Here is a 26,302-nt window from a genome sequence, read left to right on the forward strand (position 1 = left end):
TGCAGGTTTGCATTTTTCGATATTAGGCTTTGCAAACCTGCGAGCGCAAGCGAGATGGTTTACACGCCAATCGCTTTCGCGCGGTGTATGACATAGATTGCGGCGATCAACCCGCCAAGCGTGCTGGCCACCATCAGCCACAAGACCGGCAGTGCCGTGTCACTTCCAGTCAAGATGATGCCTGCCAAAGCGGACAGAATCGCGCCAAACCCAATCATGATCGCGCCGCCAAGTCCCGACGCCGTGCCCGCAAGATGCGGTCGCACAGAAAGCATGCCGGATGTGGCATTCGGGATCGTCAATCCATTGCCAATGCCAACGATGGTCATGAAACCGAAGAAGCTGACGGGTGAACCTTGTCCGATGCTGAACGCAAGGAGCGAGGCGACGGTCGCGATTGTCGCAATGATCGTGCCGTAGAGGACCATATTGTTGATTCCGATGCGGATCGAATAGCGACCGGACAGGAAGTTTCCGATGAAATACCCCAATGCTGGTGCGCCGAAGTAAAATCCAAGGATTGCGGGGGAGAGCTTGAAGATCTCTGTACCCACATAGGGTGCGCCGCCAAGATAAGCGAAGAACGCGCCAGAGGTGAGGCCCGACGCAATGGAATAGCCCCAAAATCGTGGTGAGGAGAAGAGTTCGGGGTAGTGGCCGAACTGTTGTCTCAGCGTCTCGCCCGTTGCGCGTTTGGTTTCGCCTTGGTCAAAATAACACAGCACGAACATGCTGAGACCTGAGAGGGCCATCAGCCAGAAACTGGACTGCCAGCCGAAGGTTTCATCAAGCAATCCACCAAGCAGCGGGCCTAACATTGGCACCACGGCCATGCCCATTGTGACGTAACCGATGAGCGATGCGGCTTTGTCAGCGCTGACCACATCGCGAATGATGGCGCGGCTTAGCACCATGGCCGTCACGATGATGGCTTGGCACATGCGAAACATCAAAAAGACGGTTGCGTTGGGGGCGTAGATGCAGCCAATGGAGGCGGCAGTGAACAGCAGCAAGCCCCATAAAATAATGGGGCGGCGTCCTAAATTGTCAGAGACAGGGCCGATCAGGATTTGCAAGACCGCGTTCATCGCAAAATAGGCGGCGACCGACATTTGCAAAACCCAATATTCGGTTTCGAAATGCAAAGCCATGTTCGGCAGGGACGGCAAAAACACATTCATCGCAAGCCCAGCAACACCTGCGAGCAAGATCAAAGTGATGATATGGGGTGGGGTTGCGCGGTCTAGGAAGCGCGCCGAATAGGTGTCTCTCATACGAAGGGTGTACTCTGTTCTTCTGTGCTGCGACAGGCTAGAATTTTCGGCAGCGAAAGGCGTAAGTGGTCTTAGGTGATTAACTACTTTGCAATTTGCAGATAAGTGTTTTGCTTATATTTGCAAATTTGCGACTATTCCCTTTTTTTCTGCACGTGCACAGGCTATCGAGATTGGGATTGTCCGTTGTCTACAAAGTCGTTGAACGATCGGCTTAATTATTCGCGCGAGAACTGCGCACAGAAGGGATACGCGATGAAAGATATTCTGCAAGAGCTCTCCGAACGCCGCCAAACAGCCCGATTGGGTGGTGGCCAAAAGCGCCTCGATAGCCAGCATGCGAAGGGCAAGTTAAGTGCGCGCGAGCGGATCGAACTGCTGTTGGATGAGGGGAGTTTCGAAGAATTCGACATGTTCGTCGCGCATCGTTGCGCCGATTTTGGCATGGAAGATCAACGGCCCGCAGGCGACGGTGTCGTCACGGGTTGGGGCACGATTAACGGACGTATGGTCTATGTGTTTTCTCAAGATTTCACGGTCTTAGGTGGCTCTGTTTCGGCGACCCATGCGCAGAAGATTTGCAAGATCCAGGATATGGCGATCCAGAATGGGGCGCCGATCATTGGTCTGAATGATTCAGGCGGCGCGCGTATTCAAGAAGGTGTGGACGCCCTTGCGGGCTATGCGGAAATTTTCCAGCGCAACATCATGGCCTCTGGCGTCGTGCCGCAGATTAGCGTGATCATGGGACCCTGTGCCGGCGGGGCGGTCTACTCGCCTGCGATCACTGACTTTATTTTTATGGTCAAAGATAGCTCCTACATGTTCGTGACTGGCCCTGATGTCGTGAAAACAGTCACCAACGAGATTGTCACTGCGGAAGAATTGGGTGGCGCGAGTACGCATACTAAAAAATCCTCCGTCGCGGATGGCGCGTTTGAAAACGACGTTGAAGCGCTGGCGGAGGTGCGGCGTTTGATCGATCTTTTGCCACTTAACAACCGTGAAAAGCCACCCGTTCGCCCGTTCTTTGATGAGCCAGGCCGGATCGAGCTGTCATTGGACACATTGATCCCAGACAACGCCAACTCGCCATATGATATGAAGGAATTGATCCTGAAAATTGCGGATGAGGCTGATTTTTACGAGATCCAAGAAGATTTTGCGAAGAATATCATCACTGGCTTTATTCGTCTTGAAGGCCAGACAGTTGGTGTCGTCGCGAACCAGCCGATGGTTTTGGCGGGGTGCCTTGATATCGATAGCTCTCGCAAGGCGGCACGGTTTGTGCGGTTCTGTGATGCATTCGAAATCCCGATTTTGACCTTGGTGGATGTGCCCGGTTTCTTGCCCGGCACGTCTCAGGAATATGGCGGTGTCATCAAACACGGCGCAAAACTGCTCTTTGCTTATGGCGAGGCGACGGTGCCAAAGGTCACAGTGATTACGCGCAAGGCTTATGGCGGTGCCTACGATGTCATGGCATCGAAGCATCTGCGCGGCGATTTCAATTATGCTTGGCCCACGGCCGAGATTGCTGTGATGGGCGCAAAGGGCGCGACGGAGATTATTCACCGCGCTGATCTGGGCGATGCAGAGAAAATTGCCGAGCACACAGCAAGTTATGAGGACCGCTTTGCCAATCCATTCGTCGCTGCTGAGCGCGGCTTTATCGATGAGGTGATCCAACCGCAAAGCACACGCAAACGCGTCAGCCGCGCCTTCGCGTCGCTGCGTGGTAAGCGTTTAGAGAACCCGTGGAAAAAACACGATAATATTCCGCTTTGATCCGAAGCGAGACTTTGCTTTAGGGGCGGTAACAGCATGACGCAGAAAAACTGGCATACGCAACGCAATGGCACCTGTGTGACGATTTCGCGCGAATTGCCCGCGCGATTTGACGTGTCGGCGAGCGCGTGGTTTCCTGTGGTCGCGCGTGCGCGGCTTGGCCATCAAATCCGGCAGGACATGTGGCGCAGTTTGCAGAACTTGCGTGGGTTTTCACCCGTTGTGCGGGTCGAACGTGTAGAGGATGAGTTGCTTGTCACTGCGGGTGGGCGGCTTGGCTATCCGATTGCGGCCCACGTGCCGGAAACGATCGCGACTTTGCTCAATGACACAGGGCATCGCGCACGGTGGATCAGATATGCGCGCGGAGTTGCGGCATGAGACGTTTAGCGCTCAGCACGCTGATGGGAGGCCTTTTGGCTGGGTGCCTTGCAGCACAGCCAGCGATCACTTTGCCATCTGGGCAGGCTGTAACATTCCTAGAGCAACGTGAAGAAGCAGACGCTGGCATCCTGCGTTTGCGTTTTATTGCGCCCGATTTGGCGAGCCCTTTAAGGCGACCGTCCTTTGAGGATTTAACCCTAGATCTCGAAGTTCTTTGCGTCGAGTTTGGGCTGAAAAAAGCAGCCAATGTGGACGATCTACCAAAGCAGATCGTTGTTTCCTTGTCCGCTGAACCTGTCGAATTTGGTGTTGCCAACACCGAAGTTGAACAGGTTTTTGAAGCATTTACCGTGCAAAGTGAGACCTGTATGTTGGAGATTTTTTGATGAAACCACAATATGTTGCGCGGCAAAGCTCATCCAAAGACCCTTTTGAGACTTTAGTGACACAACATGTCGCTAAGGCTACCTGTGGATATCTTTTTGCGACGCACTGGCGTAGAATTCGAAACAGGTTCACCCAAATGGCCTATACCTCAAGAGGGTCAGGGTTGCGGGATACTCCCGTTGGTCTGAACCGCAAATTTGACAGGAGACTAAGATTTCCAAGAGCATCAAATTGGTTGCCGTACTCGGTGTTGCATTCGCAGCGTCCGCTTGCGCACTTAAAGCACCCGTTGAAGAGTTTGTTGTTGTTGACCCAGCACCGATTTCTGTCGAGCCAACATACACAGGCAAGTACAAGTAACTTGCCTACGAGGCAGGCGTTCGCGCCTGCCACGAGCCTAAACTTATTCGCTGAGCACGCCAGCATCACGCACCACATCGGGGGTGCGACATGGCACTAGACTATATGCTCAAGCACCGCGGCTTTCCTGGCCGTCTACCCGGTACCGATTTCCAATTTACATTGCGCCGTGCCAACCCCAAAGGGGCAACGCCGATTGAACGCCGTGAACGTCGCAATGACCGCAAACCTTCAGATCGTCGTGCGGATGCGGGCTTTGTCGCTGCTCTGTGGGAAAATTTCGGCGACCAACCGTTTGAGCGCGGCAATTTGGATGCGGGTCGCCTCAGCTGGCTGTTTGGCCGCGAAGTTCTGCCCTATGATGATCCGTTCGACCCCGCCAACTATGAGGCGATGTTGATCCTTGATCCTCGCGCGGCGGCCATGGCCTTTCCTGACGCCACCGATTGGGGGGCGTCGGCATGATTTTGCCGAAGGCATTGAAATATTGGCATATTCAAGCCTGTTTCGCTCAGCTTGCGTCAAAGGCCTTTTCGCTACGCCAAACTGTGCGAAATCTATTAGCATTGAAGATGTGCCAGATCCTCCTTCTGTTTGGCGGTGCAGCCTTCCGTAACCCTTCCCCTTGGCGGCCGTCTGGTGCTTATGTGCACGGGCAGCCGCTTTTTTTCTTTGGCGGATCGGCACGTTTTAACTTCGAGAGAGTTAAATTATATCAAAAACAACTAAGATCGTCGCAGCTCTCGTTTTGTCTGTATCCGCTGCAGCCATTGCTGGTGGCAACACGAGCCAAGTTATCGCAGCCGGCATCGTCGGTGCGACAGCTGGCGCGCTTATCCCAGCAAACTAATGAAAATTCTGGCGTTTTCTGTGGTGACACAGGCAACGCGCTCCACATCAGCGAACGTCGCTTTGCCCCAACGGGCAGGGTGGCGTTTTCGCGTTTTAGATAGCCCGAAAAGGACCTCTACATGTTCAAAAAGCTCCTGATTGCCAACCGTGGTGAGATTGCGTGCCGCGTGATCAAAACGGCGAAGAAGATGGGTATCACCACCGTTGCCATCTATTCGGACGCGGACAAAAACGCGCTGCACGTAGAGATGGCGGATGAAGCAATCCACATCGGCCCGCCCCCCGCGAACCAGTCATATATCGTCATCGATAAGGTCATGGCTGCGATCAAGGAAAGCGGCGCTCAGGCGGTGCACCCGGGCTATGGTTTCCTGTCTGAAAACTCCAAATTTGCCGAGGCATTGGCGGCTGAAGGCGTCGCCTTCGTCGGACCACCTGTCGGCGCCATTGAGAAAATGGGCGACAAGATCACTTCCAAGAAGATCGCCCAAGACGCCAATGTATCAACGGTTCCAGGTTACATGGGGCTGATCGAGGACGCGGACGAGGCGGTCAAGATTTCCAATGAAGTTGGTTATCCCGTGATGATTAAAGCCTCCGCAGGTGGCGGCGGTAAAGGCATGCGCATCGCGTGGAATGATGACCAGGCGCGCGAGGGCTTTCAGTCTTCCAAGAACGAAGCTGCGAATTCCTTTGGTGATGATCGTATCTTTATTGAGAAATTCATCACCCAGCCCCGTCACATCGAAATTCAGGTGCTCTGCGACAGCCATGGCAATGGCATTTATCTGGGCGAGCGCGAATGTTCCATCCAGCGACGCCAGCAAAAGGTTGTTGAAGAAGCGCCAAGCCCCTTCTTGGATGAAGCCACGCGCAAAGCCATGGGCGAACAAGCGGTGGCCTTGGCGCAAGCTGTTGGGTATGCGTCGGCGGGTACTGTTGAGTTCATCGTAGATGGCGCGAAGAATTTCTACTTCTTAGAAATGAACACACGCTTGCAGGTGGAGCACCCTGTGACCGAGCTGATCACAGGTGTTGACTTGGTTGAACAGATGATCCGCGTTGCCAATGGTGAGAAACTCAGCATAACGCAGGACGATGTCACGCTGACCGGTTGGGCGATTGAGAACCGTCTCTACGCCGAAGATCCTTATCGCGGCTTCCTTCCTTCAATCGGTCGCCTCACGCGCTATCGTCCACCTGCGGAAACGGCGGCCTACACGCCGGGCGTTACGGCTGGTGATGCAGGTGATGTGGTCGTGCGTAATGATACGGGCGTCTATGAGGGCGGTGAAATCTCCATGTATTATGACCCTATGATCGCGAAACTCTGCACATGGGCCCCAACACGAGAAGCGGCGATTGAAGCTATGCGCGTCGCCCTTGATAGCTTTGAGGTAGAAGGCATTGGTCACAATCTGCCGTTCCTAAGCGCTGTGATGGATCACCCGATCTTTATCAAAGGCGACATGACGACAGCCTTCATTGAAGAGCAATATCCCGAAGGGTTCGTTGGTGTTGAATTGCCTGAGAGTGATCTGCGCCGGATCGCGGCGGCCTCTGCTGCGATGAACCGTGTTGCGGAGATCCGCCGTTCGCGTGTGTCTGGTCGTTTGGACAATCATGAACGCCACGTTGGGGATGCTTGGAATGTGGCCGTGCAAGGCGAAAGCTTCGATGTGAACATTGCAGCGGATAAGGACGGATCCAACGTGACATTCGCGGATGGCACCATACTGCGCGTCAAGGGTGATTGGACGCCGGGGGATCAGCTGGCGCATATGATGGTCGATAAAACGCCTCTGGTGATGAAAGTCGGCAAAGTGTCTGGTGGCTTCCGCATTCGTTCACGCGGAGCGGATTTGAAGGTGCACGTGCGCACGCCGCGGCAGGCCGAGTTGGCCCGCATGATGCCAGAAAAAATCGCGCCGGATACGTCGAAGCTGCTGCTGTGCCCGATGCCGGGATTGATCGTGAAGGTTGACGTGGAAGAGGGCCAAGAGGTGCAAGAAGGCCAAGCACTGTGCACTGTGGAAGCGATGAAAATGGAAAACATCCTGCGCGCAGAGCGTAAAGGTGTGGTCAGCAAAATCAACGCGGTGGCTGGCGACAGCCTAGCTGTGGATGATGTGATTATGGAGTTCGAATAACGCCTTGCGCGGCCTCGTTACGATAAGTTTTGCCCTTTTTCTATTGGTGCTCGGCTACGTTGGCGCATCGGGTGGATGGCCGATCTGGTTGGCGTTGCTTTTCGGGGCTTTCGCGTTGGCCTGCATTTACTATGCGCTTGCGGAAATAGCCGTTGTTGCGATCTTTTTGCGCGCCATTCTGGCGATGTTGCCAACCGTCGCAGAAGGGGCCGAAGCGGCGCTGAAAGACGCGCCATTCTGGGGATTGTTGAGGCGTTTGAGATGAGCCACAGCCTGTCATCAAGCGTCTATTGCAAAGTTATACCAGTGGGTTACCTTCGTTCTCCACAGGTTCACGCGGGGCATGTGCGACAGATCTATTCATGTGGGACCGCTTTGCTCCATAAATCTTTTGATACGCTAAACATAAAGGACGCGTGCGCCATTTTCAAGGCTGATGTGGCGCAGCGCAGCTACTCCTGCGCGGCATCTGCTTCGCGACGATCACGCACTTCGCGTTGGCGCATGGGCATTTTGTCAACAACGCGGGTCAGTTCGCGTACGTCCCAAGGCGAGGCTTTGCGCAGCTTCACACCACCATCCTTGCCGATCAACGCAATCATAAACCCGCGCGGGCGCAAAGCGGTGCGCAACGGGCTTTTGAGCGACGCATCTATATCTGCCAAAACAACGATATCGCGCTCTGCCAAAGCGTCGGCTTGGGCTTCGAGTAAAGCCATTTGTTGCTCGAAACGTGGATCGTTTTCACTGTCCGCAAAGACCACTACAGGACGGGATTGCCATAAAAAATCATTCAAATTGTCAGTATCTGCCATAGAAACCGCCTCCCACGCTGCGTTGGATTTGGGGGGTGTTGTGTCTTGTGCCGCACTTGGGCTGGCAACGAAAAGCGTTGCAAAAACAAATGATAAGAACTGTTTCATAGGGTCTCCTGTTAGCATTAATATAGGCAGCGCGCAGCGTATTGCGATGGCTGAGATTGCGCCTAAGCTGGAATTTTCAAAATTTAATGGAAAAAACATCCCTCTTCTCCATGACCTGTCTCTAGATGTGCGACCCGTGAGGGCGCGGCACTCAGAGGCAAAAAAGGGCAGAACGCTTGGACGTTATTCTACAAATCGGTGCGCATCGCACGGCAAGTACAAGTTTTCAAACCTATTTGCGCAAAAATGCGACAGCCTTGGCGGAGATTATCGCTGGCCCATGGGAGCCGTATCGGTTGCGCAAAGGTATGTGCTATGGCGTCGCCCCCAATCCGGCCTTGGGATTCGGCCCGCAACACTTCGCGCGTGCCAAAAGGAAAGTCGCACTGCATCTGGAGCGATCTGCGCAAATGGGTTTGGATTACCTTGTCGTGTCCGAAGAAAACATCCTTGGAAAAATGCGCCACAATTTCTCGTCTCAATCGCTCTACCCGGCAGCGGGGGAACGATTGGCACGCTATGTCGCCGCGTTCGATGGATCGGTCAAAGCAATACATCTCAGCTTGCGCTGCCCCAGCATATATTGGAGCTCTGCACTCAGCTTTTGCATCCCGCGCGGGGTCTTGGTGCCACGCGAGGCTCGCATAGCCGCGATTGCCGCATCAACGCGGTCTTGGCGCGATGTGATCACAGATCTCGCAGCTGCTGCCCCCAACACGGCGATCTTCGTCAGCACATTCGAACAACACGCGTCTGCGCCGCATCGCTTGTTATCTTATTTGTTGGGATGTCCTGCCCCACGCGGCAAGACATTGATATGGCGCAATCAACGACCTTTGGTGCCGCAACTGTTGGATTTGCCACTTGGCGCGGAAGAATTGCTACGCCTTCGCGCATACATTCACGGCACGCTATGGGAACCGTTTTCGCAAGCCGACCGCGCCGCGTTTCAGGAAAGCTACGCAGACGATCTGTTCTGGCTGCGCGCGTGCGCGGACGGGCTGGCACATTTATTAGAAGACCCGAAATCCGAAAAGACGGGATATCCCTCAGAGCTGGATTTCTTGAACAAAGGACAAAGATATGACGCAAAACAACGACTGGCGAGCCCTCGCTGAAAAAGAAGTGCGCGGACGTGCGTTGGATGATTTGACGTGGAACACGTTGGAAGGCATTGATGTCAAACCGCTATATACCGAAGCCGATACTGCTGATCTGTCGCATATGGGCGGCATTCCCGGCAAAGGCCCGTTCACGCGCGGTGTCAAAGCAACGATGTATGCTGGGCGTCCTTGGACCATCCGACAATATGCAGGTTTCTCCACGGCCGAGGAAAGCAATACGTTCTATCGAAAAGCTTTGGCGGCGGGTCAGCAGGGTGTTTCTGTGGCTTTCGATCTTGCGACACACCGTGGATATGACAGTGACCACCCGCGCGTAGAGGGCGATGTTGGCAAAGCGGGCGTGGCGATTGACAGCGTTGAGGATATGAAAATCCTCTTTGATCAAATCCCGCTCGATAAAGTCTCAGTGTCGATGACGATGAACGGAGCTGTGATCCCAATCCTCGCCAACTTTATCGTAGCTGGCGAAGAGCAGGGGCATGATCGCTCCGTCCTTGCGGGCACCATTCAGAACGACATTCTGAAAGAATTCATGGTGCGCAACACTTATGTGTATCCGCCCGAACCCTCGATGCGCATTATTGCGGACATTATCGAATATACCTCGTCGAATATGCCAAAATTCAATTCCATTTCGATTTCCGGCTATCATATGCAGGAAGCAGGCGCGAACCTCGTGCAAGAGCTTGCCTATACGCTTGCAGATGGACGCGAGTATGTACGCACAGCGATGGCACGTGGCATGGATGTGGACAAGTTCGCGCCGCGCCTGTCGTTCTTCTTTGCTATTGGTATGAATTTCTTCATGGAAGCCGCTAAGCTACGTGCGGCGCGCCTCTTGTGGCATAATATCATGACGGATCTTGGCGCGCAGACGGAAAAGTCTAAAATGCTGCGCACCCACTGCCAAACCTCTGGTGTAAGTTTGCAGGCGCAAGATCCCTACAACAACGTGATCCGCACTGCCTATGAAGCGATGGCCGCCGCGTTGGGGGGCACGCAGTCCTTGCACACAAACGCACTGGATGAAGCCATTGCACTACCCACAGAGTTTAGCGCCCGCATCGCGCGAAATACGCAGCTGATTTTGCAGGAAGAAACGGGTGTTACGAATGTTGTCGATCCACTCGCTGGCTCTTATTATGTGGAAAGCTTAACTGATAAACTCGCGACAGAGGCGTGGAAGCTCATCGAAGAGGTCGAAGAAATGGGCGGCATGACCAAGGCGGTCGCTTCTGGCATGCCAAAATTACGCATCGAAGAAGCTGCGGCCAAGCGTCAGGCGATGATTGATCGCGGTCAGGAAGTCATTGTGGGTGTTAACAAATACCGCCTCGATGAAGAAGAAGCGATTGATATTCTTGATATCGACAATGAGGCCGTACGCGCGTCGCAAATCGCGCGTTTGCACAGCATTCGCTCCGGCCGTGATGAGGAGGCGTGCACGACGGCTTTGGCAGAACTGACGCGCTGCGCCGAGGCGGATGGCAACCTCTTGGAAGCGGCAGTTAAAGCGTCACGTGCACGCGCAAGTGTGGGAGAAATAAGCATGGCGATGGAGAAAGTGTTTGGCCGCCACCGCGCTGAAGTGAAGACCTTGGCTGGCGTTTACGGTGCGGCTTATGAGGGCGACGAGGGCTTTGCGGCGATCCAGAAATCGGTCGAGAATTTTGCAGAGAACGAGGGCCGCCGTCCGCGTATGTTGGTGGTGAAAATGGGTCAGGATGGCCATGATCGCGGTGCGAAAGTCATAGCAACCGCCTTTGCGGACATCGGGTTTGATGTCGATGTTGGCCCGCTGTTCCAAACCCCTGAGGAAGCCGCGCAAGATGCGGTGGACAATGATGTGCATGTCATCGGTATTTCCAGTCAGGCGGCGGGTCACAAAACCTTGGCCCCCAAACTGGTCGAAGCGCTCAAGGACAAAGGCGCCGAAGACATCATCGTGATTTGCGGCGGTGTGATCCCGCAACAAGATTATGATTTCCTCTATGGAGCTGGCGTCAAAGCAATTTTTGGCCCCGGTACCAATATCCCTAAAGCTGCGGATGACATCCTGAAAATCATCCGTGAAACTCGCGCATAGAAACGAAACACCAAAGAAGAGCGCACCCAAAACCTGCGCCCTTCTTTGGTCTCTAAATACCTTGGATGGAGATCGATCTTTGATCGATCGAGGGCAAAGCCCCAAGTTCTTCTAACGACTTGCAACTCCCACAGCTTTGACGCAATTTTCGTGCCATGAACACACTTCTTCTGGATCATCTCGCCGTTAGCGGAACCGACCGCGATACTGCACGCGCGCATATTGAAGAGGCGCTTGGCCTGCCGATGCAAACTGGCGGTGAGCACGCGAAGTTCGCAACACACAACCACCTTATGGGCATGGGATGTGGGCTTTATCTTGAAGCGATTTCGATTGACCCCAACGTCCCTAATCCTGCTCGCGCGCGCTGGTTTAACCTTGATAATTTTTCTGGTGCGCCGCGTTTGACCAATTGGATTTGCGCGGTGCCTGATATGAGTGCAGCGCTTGCGCATTGGCAGGACGTGGGCGACGCGATTTCGCTTGAACGCGGTGAATTGCGTTGGCAAATGGCTGTGCCGAAAAGCGGTATCTTGCCTTTTGATGGTTTTTTTCCACCACTTATTCAATGGCATGGCGCGCTGCACCCCAAGCAAATGCTTGCTTCAACGGGTGCGTCGCTGAAACAGCTCACCGTTGCGCATCCGCAAGCGTTGGATCTCGCAGAGACCTTGGGCGACATCACTGGTGCTGAAATCCGCTTTGAAATTGCCGACACACCTGCACTGATTGCAGAGTTCAACACACCCCATGGGGTGCGCACGCTCACATGATTATTCGTGCGGCTGAGCCCGACGATGCGCCAGCGATTTGCGATATCTGGAATCCTTTGATCCGTGACACGACTGTAACTTTCACAAATGAAGTTAGGGAGTCTCAGGAAATCAGCGCACTTATCAAAGTACGACTTGGCGTTTTTTTTCGTTGCTGAGAATGATGGACAAGTTGTTGTCTTTACGAAATATTCTTCTTTTCGTGGTGGGCTTGTTTTTTTCATAGAAAGACCTTTCGATTAACCTTGCCCCCAATGCGAGCGGTAAAGGGGTGGGCGTGCGCTTTTGGAACAACTGGAAACGCACGCAATTGAAAAAGAAACGCACTGTCTTATCGCCGCCATTAGCGGTGAAAACGCAGCCGGGCGGGTCTTTCATGCCAAGTTTGGCTATCAAAAGGTCGCGCAAATTCCCAAAGTTGGCTTCTAATTTGGGCGATATATCCATCTGATCCTGATGTAGAAAATTCTCTTGCCGTTGCAGAATTCACCCTAAACGAGGATGGGCATTGGCGCTTGGTGCGCGTAAAGATGGTGGATGTCACTTTGGACTCGCATATCCGAGGCGCTTGCGGCGCTCTCTAGCGGTGAAAGCCTCGCGCAGGTTTTTGACCGTTTACGCAGCCCGCCGGAACGCTCCGTTGGTTTCACGATTGCCGTTATTGCGCTGGGTGCGAAGATGGCGAAAGCCGATGGGCAAGTGACCCGAGATGAGGTCACAGCCTTTCGCGAAGTCTTCAATATAGCGGCTGCGGATGAAGAAAATGCCGCACGCGTATTTAATCTTGCGCGCCTCGATGTGGCCGGCTTTGAAGAATATGCGCGCCGCATCGCAGATATGTTTGAGGGTGAAAAAAGCACGCTGAATGACTTGATGGAGGGGCTGTTTCACATCGCGATGGCGGATGGGTTTTATCATCCGGGCGAGAATGAGTTTTTGCAGCAAGTCGCAGGCATTTTTGGCCTTCCTGACACCGAATTTCGCGCGTTGCGCGCGCGCTTTGTACCGGATGCAGAGGCGGATCCTTACACAGTTTTAGGCGTATCGCCGGACTTCACGATGGAGCAGATCAGACAAGTCTGGCGCACGATGGTACGTGAAACTCACCCTGATCGCATGATCGCGCGGGGCGTTCCCGAAGAAGCCATTCGCATGGCCGAAAAACGCATGGTCGACATCAACCGTGCTTGGGAAGAAATCACCAAAGAACGGGCCGCGTAATGCGCATTGCTTGCTACAATGTGGAATGGTTTGACCGTCTCTTTGACGATGAAGGTCAGTTAAAACGCGATTCTCGCTGGCCTGGGCGGCGTGATGTGAAGCGGGCAGATCAAGCCAAAGCGCTTGGCCATGTATTCCGGCGCATCGATGCGGATGCGATTATGGTCATTGAAGCGCTAGATGATCATCAGCATCGTTCTTGTAAGTGGGCTTTAGAGAATTTTGCGAAACCCTATGATTTATTCGCACGTAAGGCATTGATAGGTTTCATAAATACGGCGCAACAGGAGATTGCATTGCTCTATGATCCCACGAAGCTCACGGCAACAAATGACCCGATCGGGACCCTGTGCCGCCCTTCAATGAGACCTACCAAATTGATCTGGACATCGATAATCGGGCCAACAGCATGCGTTTTTCTAAGCCTCCTCTCGAGCTTGCGATTGAAACGGCAGCGGGCCACAAATTGCGTTTGATCGGCGCGCATCTGAAGAGCAAAGCGCCTCATCGGGCGCATAATGCCGCTGAGGTCATGCGCTTTTCCATTGCCAACCGGTGTAAACAACTGGTGCAGCGGTCTGGTTGCGCGCGCACGTAGAAGAGCATTTGGACGCGGGTGAGGCGTTGATGGTGTTGGGCGATTTGAACGATGGGTCGGGCCTGGACGAGTATGAAAATTTGTTCGGACACTCCTTTGTGGAGATTATTTTGGGCGAAATTGGCTGTCCCTTTCTCTATGATCCGCATGCGGCTCGAGCGTTGGCTCGAAAAATCGGCTGGGAACCGACGACCTCAAGGTTTTTCCTGAAGAAGGATAATCGATATCTTCAAGTGCTTTTAGATTATATCATGGTCAGAAACTTTTTCGTTCTAAAGCAGAGGCTTGGCGTATTTGACATCTTTTTGACGATCCTAGGTGTTGGGAGGATCTGAAGCTGCGCGTCGCGCTTCTAATAGGCCCTGATTACTTCCTCGTGACGTTGGATTTAGATTTTTAGCCTAAAAATCTGAGCGCTTTGTACTTAGGTTGGTTGTATGAAACAGATTGTACTTACGACCGCATTGGCCGTCGCACTGGCTTTGCCTGCGCAGGCTGATGAGACCACAAACCAAGAGAACCCTGGACTGATGGAGAAAGGCGCACGGCTTTTGTTCGAAGGCCTAGTGCAAGAAATGCAGCCCGCGTTGCGTGATATGGAAGGGCTGTCGGAGCAGCTTGAACCCGCCTTGCGCGGCTTTGTCGAAAACGTGGGCCCCGCGCTTGGGGATTTGCTGGGGAAGGTTAAAGATTTCTCGAAATACCACTCACCTGAGATTTTGCCGAACGGCGATATTATTTTGCGCCGTAAGAGTGCCAAAGAGATGGAAGCGTCCGAGGGCGAGGTCGATCTTTAGGTTTTTTTAGACCAAAGAAGCGGGCGGTTTAGGCCTCAGTTGAGGGCTTGGTAAACTTAATTTTCAAGTCGGCGCTTAAGGATCTTGCGAGGGATTTTAGCCTTGCTTCTGCAACTTCGGAAAACAGCGGTTTTGCAGAGGCGTGCAAGCGTAGCTCGAGGATTTTCTTTTTCGGGAACCATCGAAACTCGCCGAATTGTGCGTCTTTCTCCATCCAGAGCATCGCGCCAAATCGCATGGCTTTGCCAAGGATCTCGGCTTGGATCTGCTGTTCGGGTGCGAGCAGATCGAAGAGGTCATCAAAGCGTGTACCCTCGCGTTTGTTGCGGTAGCGGTGCATCAGCGCGAGCCCAAGAAAGATGCGTTCTGAATGACTTAGCCCGCCAAGATTGGCGCGCGTGGAGTTATCAAAGCAGACTTCCGCGCGAAAATCTGGGTGCGCGCGCCAGCTGACATCGTGCAAAAGGCTTGCAGCTTTGACCAAGCGTTTCGTCGCGGGTGGGGCTGACTTAAAGAGGGGCATGATGAAATCGTAGAGTGTCTTTCCAAAGCCCGGTGTACGCGCGTCTTTGCTCTCTGAAAAGCGCGCGGATTCGATCAAAGGATCGCGGTCGCGCAGCTTTTGCGGCATTTGTTCATACAGCATTCCTTCGCGAATGCCGTAGCTGGAAATCGCGATGTCTTTGGGCTTGAAGCGGTTGATCAGAACCTTGAGAACTTCACTGGCGATCGGCACTAAGACCATCCGTGCTGAAGAGATGCCACAGGCGCTGCGCAGCTCTTCTATGTCGGATTTGGCGATGTATTTCACGGTTTCGCGTACAGACTTCGGGGTCATACGATATTCGTGAAGCACATGCAGCGGGTAGCCACGGCGGTGCATATCGATGCGTGCAATCGCGCGCCAAGAACCGCCCACGAGAAACAAGCGGTCCTTTTGTTCGCCCATCTGGTCTTGCAGATCTGTGATTACCTCTTTGGCGCAGGCTTTGCGCGCCTTCGCTCCGCCCTTCATGCTTTGCAATTTCAGCGGACCAAGCGAGGAGGTGACGCATTTGCCGACATGCCCGTCGCGGATTTCTGCGAGCTCCATTGACGCGCCGCCGATATCGCAGACCAATCCGTAAGAACCAGGCCAGCCAAGCAAAACACCCTGAGCAGAGAGCCGGGCCTCTTCCGGGCCGTCGATAACATGGACTGTCAAACCAGTTTCGAGCAGCACATCGGCGCAGAAATCGGGCCCGTCGCTGGCATCGCGCACCGCGGCGGTGGCGACGGCTGTAAGAGGCGAAATGCCAAGGCTTTGCGCAATCGCTTCAAAGCGCGCGACGGCGGCCAATGCGCGCACGCGGCCCTCGGGATTTAGACGGCCCGTGTCAGAGATGCCTGCACCCAAGGCACACATGACTTTTTCGTTGTAAAAATAGGCAGGGCTGCGCGCGGCGCCATCAAAGATCACCATCCGCACAGAGTTTGAACCAATATCAACCACGCCTACGCGTGCCAATTTGCGGACGGACGGGTCGTTAAACAGGGGGCGTCCGAATGGATTATTCGCGGCACCAGCGGGAAGGTCAGGGATTATATCGGCGCTCATTTAGCTGCTTTCGTCTTCCGTGTGGGTCAATTGTGGAACATCAGCGGCTCCGGCAGATCCGCGCCCAGAAAGGGAGGGGTTTTCCATGAAAAAGCGGTGGCAATTGAAGGCGAACTGACCGTCAGGAATGCTGTCGCGCTCGAAAGAGCCATCGGGACGCATGATCCAGCTTTGCGCGACATCTGCGAGGTTTGCGGCCATGATTTGGCTCACGATTTGCGCTTTTACTGTGCCATTGTTGATCTCCACCAAGGTCTCGACGCGGCGGTTTAGATTGCGGCCCATCCAATCGGCGGAACTGATAAAAACGCGCGCCTTTTTATGCGGCAGGCCGTGGCCGTTGCCGAAGCACACGATGCGTGAATGTTCCAAGAAGCGGCCTACGATGGATTTGACGCGAATGGTCTCGCTGAGGCCTTTGATACCGGGACGCAATCCGCAAATGCCGCGAATGATGAGGTCAATTTTTACGCCAGCCTGCGAGGCTGCGTAGAGTGCGTCGATTACTTCGGGATCAATTAGGGAATTCATTTTCGCCCAGATTACCGAGGGTTTGCCAGCGTGTGCATGTGCCGCTTCGCGCGCGATGAGATCGAGTAAACGTGGTTTCAGAGTCAGTGGCGAAATCGATAGGTTTTCAAGGGCACCAGGGGGCGCATAGCCCGAGAGGTAGTTGAAGACTTTCGTTGCGTCGCGGCCCAATTTTGTATCGCATGTGAAGAACGACAGGTCGGTATAGATGCGCGCCGTAATGGGGTGGTAATTGCCCGTGCCATAATGTGTGTAGGTAATCAATTGATCACCTTCGCGGCGCACAACAGTGGAAATTTTGGCGTGTGTTTTCAGGTCGAGAAAGCCGTAGACGACATGCGCGCCCGCGCGTTCCAGACGACGCGATTGGCGGATGTTTGCGGCCTCGTCAAAGCGCGCTTTGAGTTCGACCAAGGCAGTGACGGATTTGCCATCTTCCGCGGCTTCGCAGAGCGCGGAGACAATGGGCGAGCGCTTGGAAGTACGATAGAGCGTCTGTTTGATCGCGACCACATCAGGATCGCGGGCCGCTTGGGTGAGGAAACGCACTACCATATCGAAGGTTTCATAGGGGTGATGCAGAAGCATGTCCTTTTGACGGATCGCCGCGAACATATCGCCCTCATGGTCCTGGACGCGTTCGGGAATGCGTGGCATGAAAGTCGGCCAAAGCAGATCGGGACGCGCATCTGTGACCAGTTCGGACAGATCAGCCATGCCGATCATGCCAGGGAGCTCGACAGTTTCGGCTTCGGTCACGCCAAGTTCGCGCATTACCAATGATTTTAGTTTGTTCTGCACGTCGCCCGTGTAGGTTAGTCGCACGACTTCACCGCGTTTTCGTCGCTTTAGGGCGACTTCGAATTCACGGACGAGATCTTCTGCTTCGTCTTCCACCTCAAGATCGCTATCGCGCAATACTCGAAAGCCAAAGTGACCTCTGAGTTTATAGCCTGGAAATAAACGTCCAAGGTTTTCGATCAAGACATCTTCGAGCGGGAGATAGCGTAGCTGACCATCGGGTGCAGGTAGGGCTACAAAGCGATCAATTTGCGCAGGAATGGGCAGCAGAGCCAGCAGATCGCGCTTGTCCGACTGGCGTTCCAGTTGCAACGCTAGCGAATAACCGGTGTTAGGAATAAACGGAAACGGGTGCGCGGGATCAATCGCGAGTGGGGAAAGAACGGGAAAGACCTTATGCAAGAAGATATCCGCAATGATGTTTTTATCGGCGCCTGTCAGATCAGTGCGCGCGACAATCGCGATGCCCGCGTCGAGCATTTTGTGGCGTATGCCCTCGAACACTTTTTGCTGAGTTCGAAGCAAATTGCGCGCGTCTTCGTTGATCAGTACCAATTGCTCTGCAGGCGATAAGCCATCGGCGGCCGCCTTAGTTTTGCCTGCTTGCGCCAATTCACGCAGGCCCGCGACGCGCACTGTGTAAAACTCGTCTAAGTTGGTCGCTGATATCGATAGGAACCGCAGACGTTCCAGTAAGGGCACGCGCGGGTTTTCCGCTTCTTCCAGCACCCGCCAATTAAAGTTGAGCCAGCTAAGTTCGCGGTTCACAAAACGCGCATGCCCGCTCAGGTCCACGTCAGGCAGATCAAGGGGGGTGGGGCAGTTTGCTTTCAGGAAATCGGCTTGCATCGGCGTCACCTACTCATGGCTCATGTCGGAGTGTGCGCTGACGTCAGTGATCTTGTCCAGCGCAGCGGAGGCGAAAGCCCGCGTGATCGCGCGGCCCGCGTCGAGTGCCGCTTTGTCGAGTGCTTCGACAATCTGTTGCGCGGCAGCAAAAGAGCGATCGATCCGTAGTGCGAGAAAGGGGATGACTTCTGGTGTGGGATTAAGTTGGCGGTCCGCGAAAAGCTTCATCAATAGGGCTGTGAGGAGCGTGTCGTCGGGGGCCTCAAGAGTGGCCGATTGCACAGCTTGCAGGCGACTTGCCAGATCGGGCAAGCACAGGCCCCAAAGGTGCGGCTGGCTTTTTGCGGTGAGCAAAAGTGCACGGCCCTCGGCTTGGGCGAGGTTGTGGAGATGGAAAAGGGCGGTCTCAAGTTTGCGATCACCTGCGATATTATCGACGTCCTCGATCACTAAATGGGTTTGCACGAGGTTTGGCACATCGTCTTCTGTGAGCGTGTTTGCTGCGATGATGCGCGCGCCGCTTTGTGCCGCCCACACATGCGCGAGATGGGTTTTGCCCGCGCCTTTGAGGCCAATCAGCAGCAGCTTGCCATTGTTCCACGTCTCGGGCGTGTCGATCAGGGCCACGGCCAGCGCGTTTGATGGAGAAATGAAGAAATCATTCCGCCCAAGTGCGGCGCGACTGGGCAGATCAAAACTGAGTTGTGTGCTCATCTGTCAGTCTTCGCTTTGCTCATCAGGTTCTAGCCCATAGTAAAGCTTACTGCTCAGATACTGCCCGACAAGAAAGCGGATGATAACGCCAAGGGCAGCGGCGACTGGCACAGCGACCAGCATCCCGACAAACCCAAAGAGAGAGCCGAAAACTGACAAGGCCAATAACAACCAAACAGGGTGCAAGCCGACGGAAGAGCCGACGAGTTTTGGGGTGAGAACGTTGCCCTCCAAGACTTGGCCGATCACGAAAATGCCTGCAACGAGTCCCAGCGAGACCCAATCCCCCCAGAATTGAAAAAGCCCCAATCCGATGGCCAAAGCCCCACCAATAAGTGCGCCAACATAGGGAATGAAGGTGATGAGACCAGCGACAAAGCCAACGACGAGGCCAAATTGCAAGCCAACAAGCATCAATGAAATTGCGTAATACGTGCCCAAGATCAGGCAAACCGTGCCCATTCCTCGAATGAAGGCCGCGAGGGTTTGATCAATCTGTGAGGCCAAGTCGCACACAGTCGATGCGTGATCTCGTGGAAGCAACGTGTAGATGCGGGCGGTCAATTTGTCCCAATCAAGCAGCAGGTAAAAGGCAACGACGGGGACAATCAAAAACAACACGACAATGTTGATGATTGAGGAGGCTGAGGACAGGACGGAGCTAAGGAGTTCGCCGCCTTTGACTTGGATCGTCTCACCAATGCTCAGCAAGGATTGACGCAAGGTGGAGCCTTCATCCAAGGCCTGCGGGAAGCGCTCTGCAAGGAAAGCTTGCAGGTCTTGGAACAGTTGCGGTGCAACTTCGAATAGGGCGATAGCTTGATTGATCAGTGTTGGAACTACCAGCAGGATCACCAGCACAAAGATGACCACGGCCACCAATGTGATGATCGTCGTCGCAAGCGCGCGACTGCAACCGAGATTTTCCAGCTTATCCGCGACAGGATCGAGAAAATAGGCAATTGCGCCGCCAAGCACGAAAGGCAGGATCACATCGCCTAAATACCACATCGCGAGCATGAAGATCGCCGTGGCGATGCCCCAATATTTCATCTGATCTTTGACGGGATGTGCCATGCGCGCCTCTGTTTGCTAGCTTTGCTTAGACATCGCTTATGCGGGGCGAGGTTTCAAGGGGACAAGGGGGTCAGCCCCCGGCTCAGCAAGCTGAGACTCCCCCGAAGTTTATCTTGAAAGATGAAGGCATGGCTTGCTGCATGGGACGCAAGCGCCTAAACGGGAAGAAATCTGAGCTAATCCCGAAAGAAATTCCATGCGTCTGAGCCGTTACTTTTTGCCGACACTGAAAGAAAACCCTGCGGATGCGCAGATTGTTAGCCACCGCCTGATGTTGCGCGCGGGGATGATCAAGCAATCCTCTGCGGGGATCTATTCGTGGTTGCCCATGGGGTTCAAAGTGCTGCGCAAGATCGAAAATATCGTGCATGAGGAACAACAGCGCGCGGGGCATATTCCGATGCTTATGCCAACGTTGCAGTCGGCGGATCTGTGGCGTAAGTCCGGGCGTTACGATGCCTATGGCCCTGAGATGCTGCGGATCAAAGACCGTCATGACCGCGAGATGCTTTATGGTCCCACCAATGAAGAGTTGATCACGGATATGGTCGCGAACTTTGTTGGGAGCTATAAGTCTCTACCGCTGACGCTTTACCATGTTCAGTGGAAATTTCGCGACGAAGTGCGCCCGCGTTTTGGTGTGATGCGGGGCCGCGAATTTTTGATGAAAGACGGCTACAATTTTGACCTGAACAAAGAAGATGCGCTGCACGCGTATAATCGCCATTTGGTGACCTACTTACGCACGTACGAACGTATGGGGCTACAAGCGATTCCTATGCGCGCGGACAGTGGGCCGATTGGCGGCGATTATACGCACGAATTCCTTGTACTTGCCGACACGGGCGAGAGCGAAGTGTTCTATGATAGCGAAATCACAGACCTTAGCTTTGGCGACCGAGCGATTGATTTTAATGACAAGGCTGCGTGCCAATCGGTGATGGAAGAATTCACCAGCCGCTATGCACGCACTGATGAAACCCATGAGGAAGCCTTGTTTAACAAGGTGCCGGAAGAGCGCCGCCGTGTAGCGCGAGGGATCGAAGTGGGTCAGATTTTCTACTTTGGTACAGAATATTCCGAGAAGTTGGGCGCGATGGTGCAGAACGAAGACGGCCAGCGCGTGCCGCTTCACATGGGCAGCCATGGCATCGGTGTTTCACGTCTTTTGGGGGCGATTATCGAAGCATCGCATGACGATAATGGCATCATCTGGCCTGAAGGAGTCACGCCCTTCCATTGTGGAATTGTGAATCTCAAGCAAGGTGACGACGCAGCGGATGCAGCCTGTGATGCGCTCTATGATAGCTTGACGGCGCTGGGCCTTGATCCGCTGTATGATGATCGCAAAGAGCGTGCGGGCGGTAAGTTCGCGACGATGGATTTGATAGGTTTGCCATGGCGCATCACCGTTGGTCCGCGTGGCTTGAAGAATGGTGTGGTTGAAGTCACGTCTCGTCGCACCGGTGAGAGCGAAGAGATGACGCCGGAGCTGGCCATTGCTAAGATCGCTGCGATTTACGAAGGGGTGTAGGCCATGCTTGCGCGCGCACTTGCCCTTGTTGCCGGACTTGGCGGTGCGGCAGGTGTGTCATAATTTCTTGAGTATTCTCAACAGTATATGCAGCGCCTTGGGGGCTGTGGATGAGTTTTCGCGCTTTCGGGACGACTTTGACAGGGATGCGGCCAGCCTTGATCTGAGCCGCGAGGTGGCGCTTTTTGATCTTGCGCAAGGCGGGGAAATGGGGGCGGCACGTGCGGATAGTATGGTGCGCACGATTGATCGTCATGTGCGCCTGTCCTCTGATTTGACCTACATGCAGAACCTTGGCCCGTTCAGTCGTGCCGGTTATGCGACGTGCTTTACGGATCCTGAGCTGGCAGGACGTGTGTGGGAAAACTTCAAACCCGCAATGCCTGTCAGGTTTGGGGGCATCATTTTTTCAGTGATTGGATTTCATGGCGGTCTCGCGCTACTTTCTGGCCTGATTTACTTGCTGTACTTGCCTTTTGCGCTGTTTCGGCGCACCTCTGAGCCATAAAATAATTCCAAAAGGGTGCCTCGAGCTGTGTCAAACCCAAGCAAGCCTACAACTCCGATGCCATTTGCGCGTTTCGAGTGGATGATTGCGTGGCGCTACCTGCGCGCCAAACGTGCGGAGGGCGGGGTGAGTGTGATGACCTGGATTAGCTTGATCGGCATCACTTTGGCGGTGTTCGCATTGGTAGCGACACTCGCAATTCGAACAGGGCTGCGCGCGGAAACCCTGCGCACGATCCTTGGCGTATCTGCCCATGCAGAGCTGTATTATCCACGCACTGTACAAGCGAATGGAGCGCAAGATGCGATCATTCGCGATTATGAAGCGCTGACAGAGCGGTTGCGCGCAATTCCGGGGGTTCAGGACGCGGTGCCCGTCGTCAAAGCGCGTATCATTGCAAACCGCGCGCGCCAAAATGCACCGATTGAGCTGTTTGGGATTCGTCCCGTAGATCTTGCACGTTTCCCGGCGGTAGCAGGGTCGGGGCAAGCGCAAGGCGATCTTGCCAATCTGCCCAACGGCATCGCGCTGGGCCAATCGCTGGCGCGCACGCTTGGCGTTACAATCGGGGACCGCGTCAAGATTATTTCGCCCAATGGCACGCGTACCGCATTTGGTGTCTCGCCACGTGTGAAAACGTGGGAGGTGGTTTATATTTTCCGCACAGGGCAGGGGTTTGTCGACAATTCACGCGCATACCTAAGCCTCGCGGAAGCGCAGCCTTTCCTGAACCGCGAGGCGGGCGTCGATCAGATTGATATCTTGCTGGATGATCCCGAAATGGTGGATCAAATGGAAACGCAATTGGTGCAAGCCAGCGCTGGGCTCGCCTATATTTGGTCGTGGCGCGAACGCTCTGGCGCAGTGCTGCAGGCGTTGAGTTTGCAGGACAATGCGCTTTTCGTGCTGCTAGCGATCCTACTGCTGATCGCTTCGATGAATATCATCTCAGGCCTTATTATGTTAGTCAAAAATAAGGGCCGCGACATTGGTGTGCTGCGCACAATTGGCCTTTCGGAGGCGTCGGTGCTGAGGATTTTCTTTATCGTGGGCGCATCTGTAGGCACCATGGGTACTTTGCTGGGCGTTGGCTTGGGTGTGATCTTCGCGCTCAATATTGATGCGATTTATTCGGCGGTTGATTTCTTTTCTTCAAATAGTAAGTCGGAACTGGAGGCGCAGGGCTTTTTCTTCCCACCTGCGGTCTTGACGTTGCCGGGCATTTTGTCCGCAACAGGCTTGTCGCTCGCGCTTTCATTTGTAATTACGTTCTTTCCAGCAAGGCGTGCAGCGCGGATGAACCCCGTGGAGGCGCTGCGCTATGAGTAATCCAACGTTGGAACTGAGCGGAATCGTCAAGAACTACAACGCAGGTCGCGAGAACGAAGTGCAGGTCTTGCGCCAGATTGATCTAACCGTAGGTGAGGGCGAGGTTGTGGCGCTTGTGGCCCCCTCTGGGGCTGGTAAGTCGACGCTTTTGCATATCGCGGGCCTGCTCGATACTGCGGATACAGGAACGGTGAAGATCGCAGGGCAAAACATGACCGGCCTCAGTGATCACAAACGTACGGTGATCCGGCGCGAAGATGTGGGGTTTATCTATCAATTTCACCATCTTCTGCCCGAGTTCACGGCGTTAGAAAACATCGCGCTGCCGCAACTGTCCAATGGGGTGGCTGGGGCGTTAGCTGCCGAGCGTGGGCTGGATTTACTGACGCGTGTCGGCGTCGCACACCGCGCGGATCATCGCCCTGCAGCTCTGTCAGGGGGGGAACAACAGCGCGTCGCGTTTTGTCGCGCGCTGGCGAACGCCCCGCGCCTTTTGCTTGCAGATGAACCGACGGGAAACTTGGACCCCGGCACCTCTGATCAGGTCTTTGGTGCGTTGATGGAACTTGTGCGCGGAACTGGCCTTTCGGCGGTTATCGCAACGCATAACCTAGAGCTTGCTGCGCGTATGGACCGCAAATTACGCTTGCAAAACGGAATCTTGGTTGCGCTTTGAGGGCGTGGATTCGTCCGATTTTTGACAATTTAAAGTGACAAACCCTCAGCTTAAGATGTTGAGGAAGGTGTACGATGTCCGGTTTGCTATTAGTTCTGTTAAGCAGTTTTACGATTTTTGGATCCGCCTTGATGAGCGCGGTTGAGACCGATGATGCGCCGACTGGCGAGGCCGAGCCAACGCCGCAGGAAATGGTCTAGGGTGGGACCAATCCGCTCAGCGAAGCGATGCGAGAGCCCGAAGATGACGCCAGCGATGCTGACACCGAGGTCGCAATCGATGCAGAAGACACAAGCACTGAGACGTCAGATAACACGGATACTTCTGATACGAGTGATACGTCCTCGACATCAAAAGATGACACGATCTTAGGATTGCTTCAGGATGATAGGATTGATGCAGGCGCGGGCGATGATATCGTTGACGGGCGCGCGGGTGATGATCGACATGCAGGCGGAACAGGTGCCGATAGCATTAGTGGCATTGCGGGCAATGACATTCTTTACTGTGCGGAAATTGACGGTCCCGATGATGGCGCGGTGGACACGCTATCGGGCGGTGAGGGCGATGATCAAATCCACCTTGGCGAGGACGATATCGCAATGGGTGCGGCAGGATCAGACACGTTTATACTTCTCGCATCCTTGTCAACGCGCGCTTGTGACGGATTTTGACGCATCCGAAGATGTGATCGTGATCCAGCATCAAAGCGACACGCCACCCACAATTGACACGCAAATTATCGCCTCTGACATGGTAATTCTTGAGCTTACGGATGGCAGTGCAATCGAATTAGAAGGGCTGACGGAAGCGATTGATACCTTCCTAATCAGTTTTGTCGATACGCGAGTGCCTTAACAGGCAAAGCGCGCTTTGAGGTCTTGACGGCGCGGGGTGGTTTCCCCACGGTCCAACAAAATCGCGAAAGGACCACGCATGCCATACATCTCTGTCACCGAAATTGAAGCAATCACGTGCAAAGCCCTTGTGGCACATGGCGCGGCAGAGTGGATTGCGGCTGAAATGGCGCAAGCGGTGGCTTGGGCAGAGGCGCGCAACAACCGGATTTGTGGTTTGTATTATGTGGAAAGCTATTGCCAACAGCTTGTTTCAGGGCGCGTGAGCGGTACGGTTGATCCAGTTGTAACGTATCCGTTAGCCTCGCGTATCGAGGTGGATGCAAGCAATGGATTTGCGCAGCCCGCGTTTGAGAAAGCGCTGGATCAGGCGGTCGCAGTGGCGCGTGAAACCGGGACCGTGAACGTGGCCATTCATCGTGCACACACATGCACCGCCTTGGGCTATTTCACTGAAAAAGCCGCACAAAAAGGCATGATAGCGATTGGGATGACCAATGCATCACCGATCGTGGCCCCCCCGGGTGGCAAGATCCGTGTCATCGGCACGAACCCAGTTTCTTTTGCAGTGCCAGACGGTAAAGGCGGTGTGGCGATGGGCTTTGATCAATCCACAACCACGGTCGCATTGGGTCGCATCACCATGGCGAAAGCAGCGGGCGAACATATCCCCGAGGGCTGGGCCGTGGACATCTACGGGCAGCCCACCACAGATCCTGAGGCGGCGCTAAAAGGTTCGCTCACCTCGCTAGGCGGGATGGAGCAGGGCTATAAGGGCTGGGGATTTGGCTTGATGGTGGAACTGCTGGCTGCTGGCATGACGGGCGGGGACGCGAGCCGGAATGTGAAGGCGTTGAAAGCGCCTGAAGGGGAGCCGCATGGGCTTGGGCAGTTCTTCATGCTAATTGATCCCTCCGCCAGCCCTGCGTTCTATGACCGTTTGAGCCAAGTCAGCGAAGCCACCGCAGAGAACACAGGGTCACGGATGCCTGGCCAAAACAAGGTGCTGAACGAGGCCGTTGATGTGCCCAAAGCTTTGTGGGCTTTGATGCAATCACTCTCAAATGGACCCGTTCACTCAGACGTGTGATGAAAGTGAGTGCGCGCTGCGG

At 54.3% G+C, this 26,302-nt stretch carries 28 protein-coding genes and 1 pseudogene; 22 read left to right on the forward strand and 7 right to left on the reverse strand.

Features of this window, described 5'->3' with window-relative positions; all coding sequences use genetic code 11:
• Window positions 1-59: 59 nt before the first annotated feature.
• Window positions 60-1,274 (reverse strand): multidrug effflux MFS transporter, encoded by a 1,215-nt coding sequence (locus QZ280_RS02865; RefSeq protein ID WP_293440888.1) that lies wholly within the window; start codon window positions 1,272-1,274, stop codon window positions 60-62.
• A gap of 255 nt (window positions 1,275-1,529) precedes the next feature.
• On the opposite strand from QZ280_RS02865, the gene QZ280_RS02870 reads away from it, so the two are divergent.
• The 8 genes from QZ280_RS02870 (at window position 1,530) to QZ280_RS02905 (ending at window position 7,460) form a co-directional block, all read left to right on the forward strand.
• Complete coding sequence (locus tag QZ280_RS02870) at window positions 1,530-3,062, forward strand: acyl-CoA carboxylase subunit beta (protein WP_293440891.1); 1,533 nt, start codon at window positions 1,530-1,532, stop codon at window positions 3,060-3,062.
• A 36-nt stretch (window positions 3,063-3,098) separates the two neighbouring features.
• The gene (locus QZ280_RS02875) at window positions 3,099-3,443 is read left to right on the forward strand and encodes a hypothetical protein (protein ID WP_293440893.1); all 345 of its coding nucleotides are present in this window, start codon (window positions 3,099-3,101) and stop codon (window positions 3,441-3,443) included.
• Window positions 3,440-3,832, forward strand: coding sequence for a DUF6497 family protein (locus tag QZ280_RS02880; protein ID WP_293440895.1), 393 nt, complete (start codon window positions 3,440-3,442; stop codon window positions 3,830-3,832). The genes QZ280_RS02875 and QZ280_RS02880 overlap by 4 nt, the downstream gene beginning before the upstream one ends.
• A 232-nt stretch (window positions 3,833-4,064) precedes the next feature.
• Window positions 4,065-4,193: a hypothetical protein gene (locus QZ280_RS02885; RefSeq protein ID WP_293440897.1), complete on the forward strand. Its 129-nt coding sequence runs from the start codon at window positions 4,065-4,067 to the stop codon at window positions 4,191-4,193.
• A gap of 105 nt (window positions 4,194-4,298) precedes the next feature.
• Window positions 4,299-4,658 (forward strand): hypothetical protein, encoded by a 360-nt coding sequence (locus QZ280_RS02890; RefSeq protein WP_293441131.1) that lies wholly within the window; start codon window positions 4,299-4,301, stop codon window positions 4,656-4,658.
• On the forward strand, window positions 4,655-5,146 hold the full coding sequence (locus QZ280_RS02895) for a hypothetical protein (RefSeq protein WP_293440898.1): 492 nt from the start codon (window positions 4,655-4,657) through the stop codon (window positions 5,144-5,146). Before QZ280_RS02890 ends, QZ280_RS02895 begins: the two co-directional genes overlap by 4 nt.
• An 18-nt stretch (window positions 5,147-5,164) precedes the next feature.
• Window positions 5,165-7,195, forward strand: a complete 2,031-nt coding sequence (locus QZ280_RS02900) for an acetyl/propionyl/methylcrotonyl-CoA carboxylase subunit alpha (protein WP_293440900.1) — start codon at window positions 5,165-5,167, stop codon at window positions 7,193-7,195.
• Between the two features lie 4 nt (window positions 7,196-7,199).
• Window positions 7,200-7,460, forward strand: a complete 261-nt coding sequence (locus QZ280_RS02905; RefSeq protein ID WP_293440901.1) for a hypothetical protein — start codon at window positions 7,200-7,202, stop codon at window positions 7,458-7,460.
• Between the two features lie 187 nt (window positions 7,461-7,647).
• Here the strand turns inward: QZ280_RS02905 and QZ280_RS02910 are convergent, their stop codons facing one another.
• Complete coding sequence (locus tag QZ280_RS02910) at window positions 7,648-8,118, reverse strand: DUF4174 domain-containing protein (RefSeq protein WP_293440903.1); 471 nt, start codon at window positions 8,116-8,118, stop codon at window positions 7,648-7,650.
• A gap of 176 nt (window positions 8,119-8,294) precedes the next feature.
• On the opposite strand from QZ280_RS02910, the gene QZ280_RS02915 reads away from it, so the two are divergent.
• From QZ280_RS02915 to QZ280_RS02925, 3 genes are all read left to right on the forward strand, one after another.
• A complete protein-coding gene (locus QZ280_RS02915) occupies window positions 8,295-9,236 on the forward strand; it encodes a hypothetical protein (protein ID WP_293440906.1) in 942 nt (313 codons plus the stop codon).
• A complete protein-coding gene (scpA, locus tag QZ280_RS02920) occupies window positions 9,202-11,328 on the forward strand; it encodes a methylmalonyl-CoA mutase (RefSeq protein ID WP_293440908.1) in 2,127 nt (708 codons plus the stop codon). The genes QZ280_RS02915 and scpA overlap by 35 nt, the downstream gene beginning before the upstream one ends.
• Window positions 11,329-11,483: 155 nt before the next feature.
• Entirely contained in the window at window positions 11,484-12,101 is a 618-nt protein-coding gene (locus QZ280_RS02925; protein WP_293440910.1) for a VOC family protein, read from the forward strand.
• Window positions 12,102-12,224: 123 nt separating this feature from the next.
• Here the strand turns inward: QZ280_RS02925 and QZ280_RS02930 are convergent, their stop codons facing one another.
• Window positions 12,225-12,548 (reverse strand): hypothetical protein, encoded by a 324-nt coding sequence (locus tag QZ280_RS02930; RefSeq protein ID WP_293440913.1) that lies wholly within the window; start codon window positions 12,546-12,548, stop codon window positions 12,225-12,227.
• A gap of 90 nt (window positions 12,549-12,638) precedes the next feature.
• Between QZ280_RS02930 and QZ280_RS02935 the strand changes: the two genes are divergently transcribed.
• The 3 genes and pseudogenes from QZ280_RS02935 (at window position 12,639) to QZ280_RS02945 (ending at window position 14,717) form a co-directional block, all read left to right on the forward strand.
• A complete protein-coding gene (locus QZ280_RS02935; RefSeq protein ID WP_293440915.1) occupies window positions 12,639-13,322 on the forward strand; it encodes a molecular chaperone DjiA in 684 nt (227 codons plus the stop codon).
• A pseudogene (locus tag QZ280_RS02940) lies at window positions 13,322-14,320 on the forward strand (endonuclease/exonuclease/phosphatase family protein). The gene QZ280_RS02935 and the pseudogene QZ280_RS02940 overlap by 1 nt, the downstream one beginning before the upstream one ends.
• A gap of 37 nt (window positions 14,321-14,357) precedes the next feature.
• A complete protein-coding gene (locus QZ280_RS02945) occupies window positions 14,358-14,717 on the forward strand; it encodes a hypothetical protein (protein ID WP_293440917.1) in 360 nt (119 codons plus the stop codon).
• 28 nt (window positions 14,718-14,745) lie between these two features.
• Here the strand turns inward: QZ280_RS02945 and QZ280_RS02950 are convergent, their stop codons facing one another.
• From QZ280_RS02950 to QZ280_RS02965, 4 genes are read right to left on the reverse strand one after another with little or no spacing between them, the layout of a single operon-like run.
• Entirely contained in the window at window positions 14,746-16,314 is a 1,569-nt protein-coding gene (locus QZ280_RS02950) for a Ppx/GppA family phosphatase (protein WP_293440920.1), read from the reverse strand.
• Entirely contained in the window at window positions 16,315-18,495 is a 2,181-nt protein-coding gene (locus QZ280_RS02955) for an RNA degradosome polyphosphate kinase (protein WP_293440923.1), read from the reverse strand.
• A 9-nt stretch (window positions 18,496-18,504) separates the two neighbouring features.
• Window positions 18,505-19,209, reverse strand: a complete 705-nt coding sequence (locus QZ280_RS02960) for a DnaA/Hda family protein (RefSeq protein ID WP_293440925.1) — start codon at window positions 19,207-19,209, stop codon at window positions 18,505-18,507.
• Between the two features lie 3 nt (window positions 19,210-19,212).
• Window positions 19,213-20,286, reverse strand: a complete 1,074-nt coding sequence (locus QZ280_RS02965) for an AI-2E family transporter (protein ID WP_293440927.1) — start codon at window positions 20,284-20,286, stop codon at window positions 19,213-19,215.
• Window positions 20,287-20,482: 196 nt separating this feature from the next.
• On the opposite strand from QZ280_RS02965, the gene proS reads away from it, so the two are divergent.
• The 8 genes from proS to QZ280_RS03005 all read left to right on the forward strand — a co-directional run bounded on the left by proS (window position 20,483) and on the right by QZ280_RS03005 (window position 26,280).
• Window positions 20,483-21,820, forward strand: coding sequence for a proline--tRNA ligase (gene proS / locus QZ280_RS02970; RefSeq protein ID WP_293440929.1), 1,338 nt, complete (start codon window positions 20,483-20,485; stop codon window positions 21,818-21,820).
• 67 nt (window positions 21,821-21,887) lie between these two features.
• Window positions 21,888-22,328 carry a DUF2937 family protein gene (locus tag QZ280_RS02975; RefSeq protein WP_293440932.1) on the forward strand — a complete coding sequence of 147 codons (441 nt, stop codon included), beginning with the start codon at window positions 21,888-21,890 and terminating at the stop codon, window positions 22,326-22,328.
• Window positions 22,329-22,385: 57 nt separating this feature from the next.
• Window positions 22,386-23,657: an ABC transporter permease gene (locus QZ280_RS02980; RefSeq protein ID WP_293441133.1), complete on the forward strand. Its 1,272-nt coding sequence runs from the start codon at window positions 22,386-22,388 to the stop codon at window positions 23,655-23,657.
• Window positions 23,650-24,333 carry an ABC transporter ATP-binding protein gene (locus QZ280_RS02985; RefSeq protein WP_293440935.1) on the forward strand — a complete coding sequence of 228 codons (684 nt, stop codon included), beginning with the start codon at window positions 23,650-23,652 and terminating at the stop codon, window positions 24,331-24,333. The genes QZ280_RS02980 and QZ280_RS02985 overlap by 8 nt, the downstream gene beginning before the upstream one ends.
• Window positions 24,334-24,407: 74 nt before the next feature.
• Window positions 24,408-24,533 carry a hypothetical protein gene (locus QZ280_RS02990; RefSeq protein ID WP_293440937.1) on the forward strand — a complete coding sequence of 42 codons (126 nt, stop codon included), beginning with the start codon at window positions 24,408-24,410 and terminating at the stop codon, window positions 24,531-24,533.
• A 27-nt stretch (window positions 24,534-24,560) separates the two neighbouring features.
• A complete protein-coding gene (locus QZ280_RS02995) occupies window positions 24,561-25,007 on the forward strand; it encodes a hypothetical protein (RefSeq protein ID WP_293440940.1) in 447 nt (148 codons plus the stop codon).
• Window positions 24,994-25,191 carry a hypothetical protein gene (locus QZ280_RS03000; protein ID WP_293440942.1) on the forward strand — a complete coding sequence of 66 codons (198 nt, stop codon included), beginning with the start codon at window positions 24,994-24,996 and terminating at the stop codon, window positions 25,189-25,191. The genes QZ280_RS02995 and QZ280_RS03000 overlap by 14 nt, the downstream gene beginning before the upstream one ends.
• 78 nt (window positions 25,192-25,269) lie before the next feature.
• The gene (locus tag QZ280_RS03005) at window positions 25,270-26,280 is read left to right on the forward strand and encodes an Ldh family oxidoreductase (RefSeq protein ID WP_293440945.1); all 1,011 of its coding nucleotides are present in this window, start codon (window positions 25,270-25,272) and stop codon (window positions 26,278-26,280) included.
• Window positions 26,281-26,302 lie beyond the last annotated feature (22 nt).

The sequence above is a fragment of the Planktotalea sp. genome (assembly GCF_018607995.1).
Lineage (GTDB): Bacteria > Pseudomonadota > Alphaproteobacteria > Rhodobacterales > Rhodobacteraceae > Planktotalea.

Coding starts and splice junctions, on each gene's coding strand:
- QZ280_RS02865 (WP_293440888.1), bottom strand. CDS start 1,274: ATGAGAGACACCTATTCGGCGCGCTTCCTAGACCGCGCAACCCCACCC.
- QZ280_RS02870 (WP_293440891.1), top strand. CDS start 1,530: ATGAAAGATATTCTGCAAGAGCTCTCCGAACGCCGCCAAACAGCCCGA.
- QZ280_RS02875 (WP_293440893.1), top strand. CDS start 3,099: ATGACGCAGAAAAACTGGCATACGCAACGCAATGGCACCTGTGTGACG.
- QZ280_RS02880 (WP_293440895.1), top strand. CDS start 3,440: ATGAGACGTTTAGCGCTCAGCACGCTGATGGGAGGCCTTTTGGCTGGG.
- QZ280_RS02890 (WP_293441131.1), top strand. CDS start 4,299: ATGCTCAAGCACCGCGGCTTTCCTGGCCGTCTACCCGGTACCGATTTC.
- QZ280_RS02895 (WP_293440898.1), top strand. CDS start 4,655: ATGATTTTGCCGAAGGCATTGAAATATTGGCATATTCAAGCCTGTTTC.
- QZ280_RS02900 (WP_293440900.1), top strand. CDS start 5,165: ATGTTCAAAAAGCTCCTGATTGCCAACCGTGGTGAGATTGCGTGCCGC.
- QZ280_RS02910 (WP_293440903.1), bottom strand. CDS start 8,118: ATGAAACAGTTCTTATCATTTGTTTTTGCAACGCTTTTCGTTGCCAGC.
- scpA (WP_293440908.1), top strand. CDS start 9,202: ATGACGCAAAACAACGACTGGCGAGCCCTCGCTGAAAAAGAAGTGCGC.
- QZ280_RS02925 (WP_293440910.1), top strand. CDS start 11,484: ATGAACACACTTCTTCTGGATCATCTCGCCGTTAGCGGAACCGACCGC.
- QZ280_RS02930 (WP_293440913.1), bottom strand. CDS start 12,548: ATGGATATATCGCCCAAATTAGAAGCCAACTTTGGGAATTTGCGCGAC.
- QZ280_RS02935 (WP_293440915.1), top strand. CDS start 12,639: ATGTCACTTTGGACTCGCATATCCGAGGCGCTTGCGGCGCTCTCTAGC.
- QZ280_RS02945 (WP_293440917.1), top strand. CDS start 14,358: ATGAAACAGATTGTACTTACGACCGCATTGGCCGTCGCACTGGCTTTG.
- QZ280_RS02950 (WP_293440920.1), bottom strand. CDS start 16,314: ATGAGCGCCGATATAATCCCTGACCTTCCCGCTGGTGCCGCGAATAAT.
- QZ280_RS02955 (WP_293440923.1), bottom strand. CDS start 18,495: ATGCAAGCCGATTTCCTGAAAGCAAACTGCCCCACCCCCCTTGATCTG.
- QZ280_RS02960 (WP_293440925.1), bottom strand. CDS start 19,209: ATGAGCACACAACTCAGTTTTGATCTGCCCAGTCGCGCCGCACTTGGG.
- QZ280_RS02965 (WP_293440927.1), bottom strand. CDS start 20,286: ATGGCACATCCCGTCAAAGATCAGATGAAATATTGGGGCATCGCCACG.
- proS (WP_293440929.1), top strand. CDS start 20,483: ATGCGTCTGAGCCGTTACTTTTTGCCGACACTGAAAGAAAACCCTGCG.
- QZ280_RS02980 (WP_293441133.1), top strand. CDS start 22,386: ATGCCATTTGCGCGTTTCGAGTGGATGATTGCGTGGCGCTACCTGCGC.
- QZ280_RS02985 (WP_293440935.1), top strand. CDS start 23,650: ATGAGTAATCCAACGTTGGAACTGAGCGGAATCGTCAAGAACTACAAC.
- QZ280_RS02990 (WP_293440937.1), top strand. CDS start 24,408: ATGTCCGGTTTGCTATTAGTTCTGTTAAGCAGTTTTACGATTTTTGGA.
- QZ280_RS02995 (WP_293440940.1), top strand. CDS start 24,561: ATGCGAGAGCCCGAAGATGACGCCAGCGATGCTGACACCGAGGTCGCA.
- QZ280_RS03005 (WP_293440945.1), top strand. CDS start 25,270: ATGCCATACATCTCTGTCACCGAAATTGAAGCAATCACGTGCAAAGCC.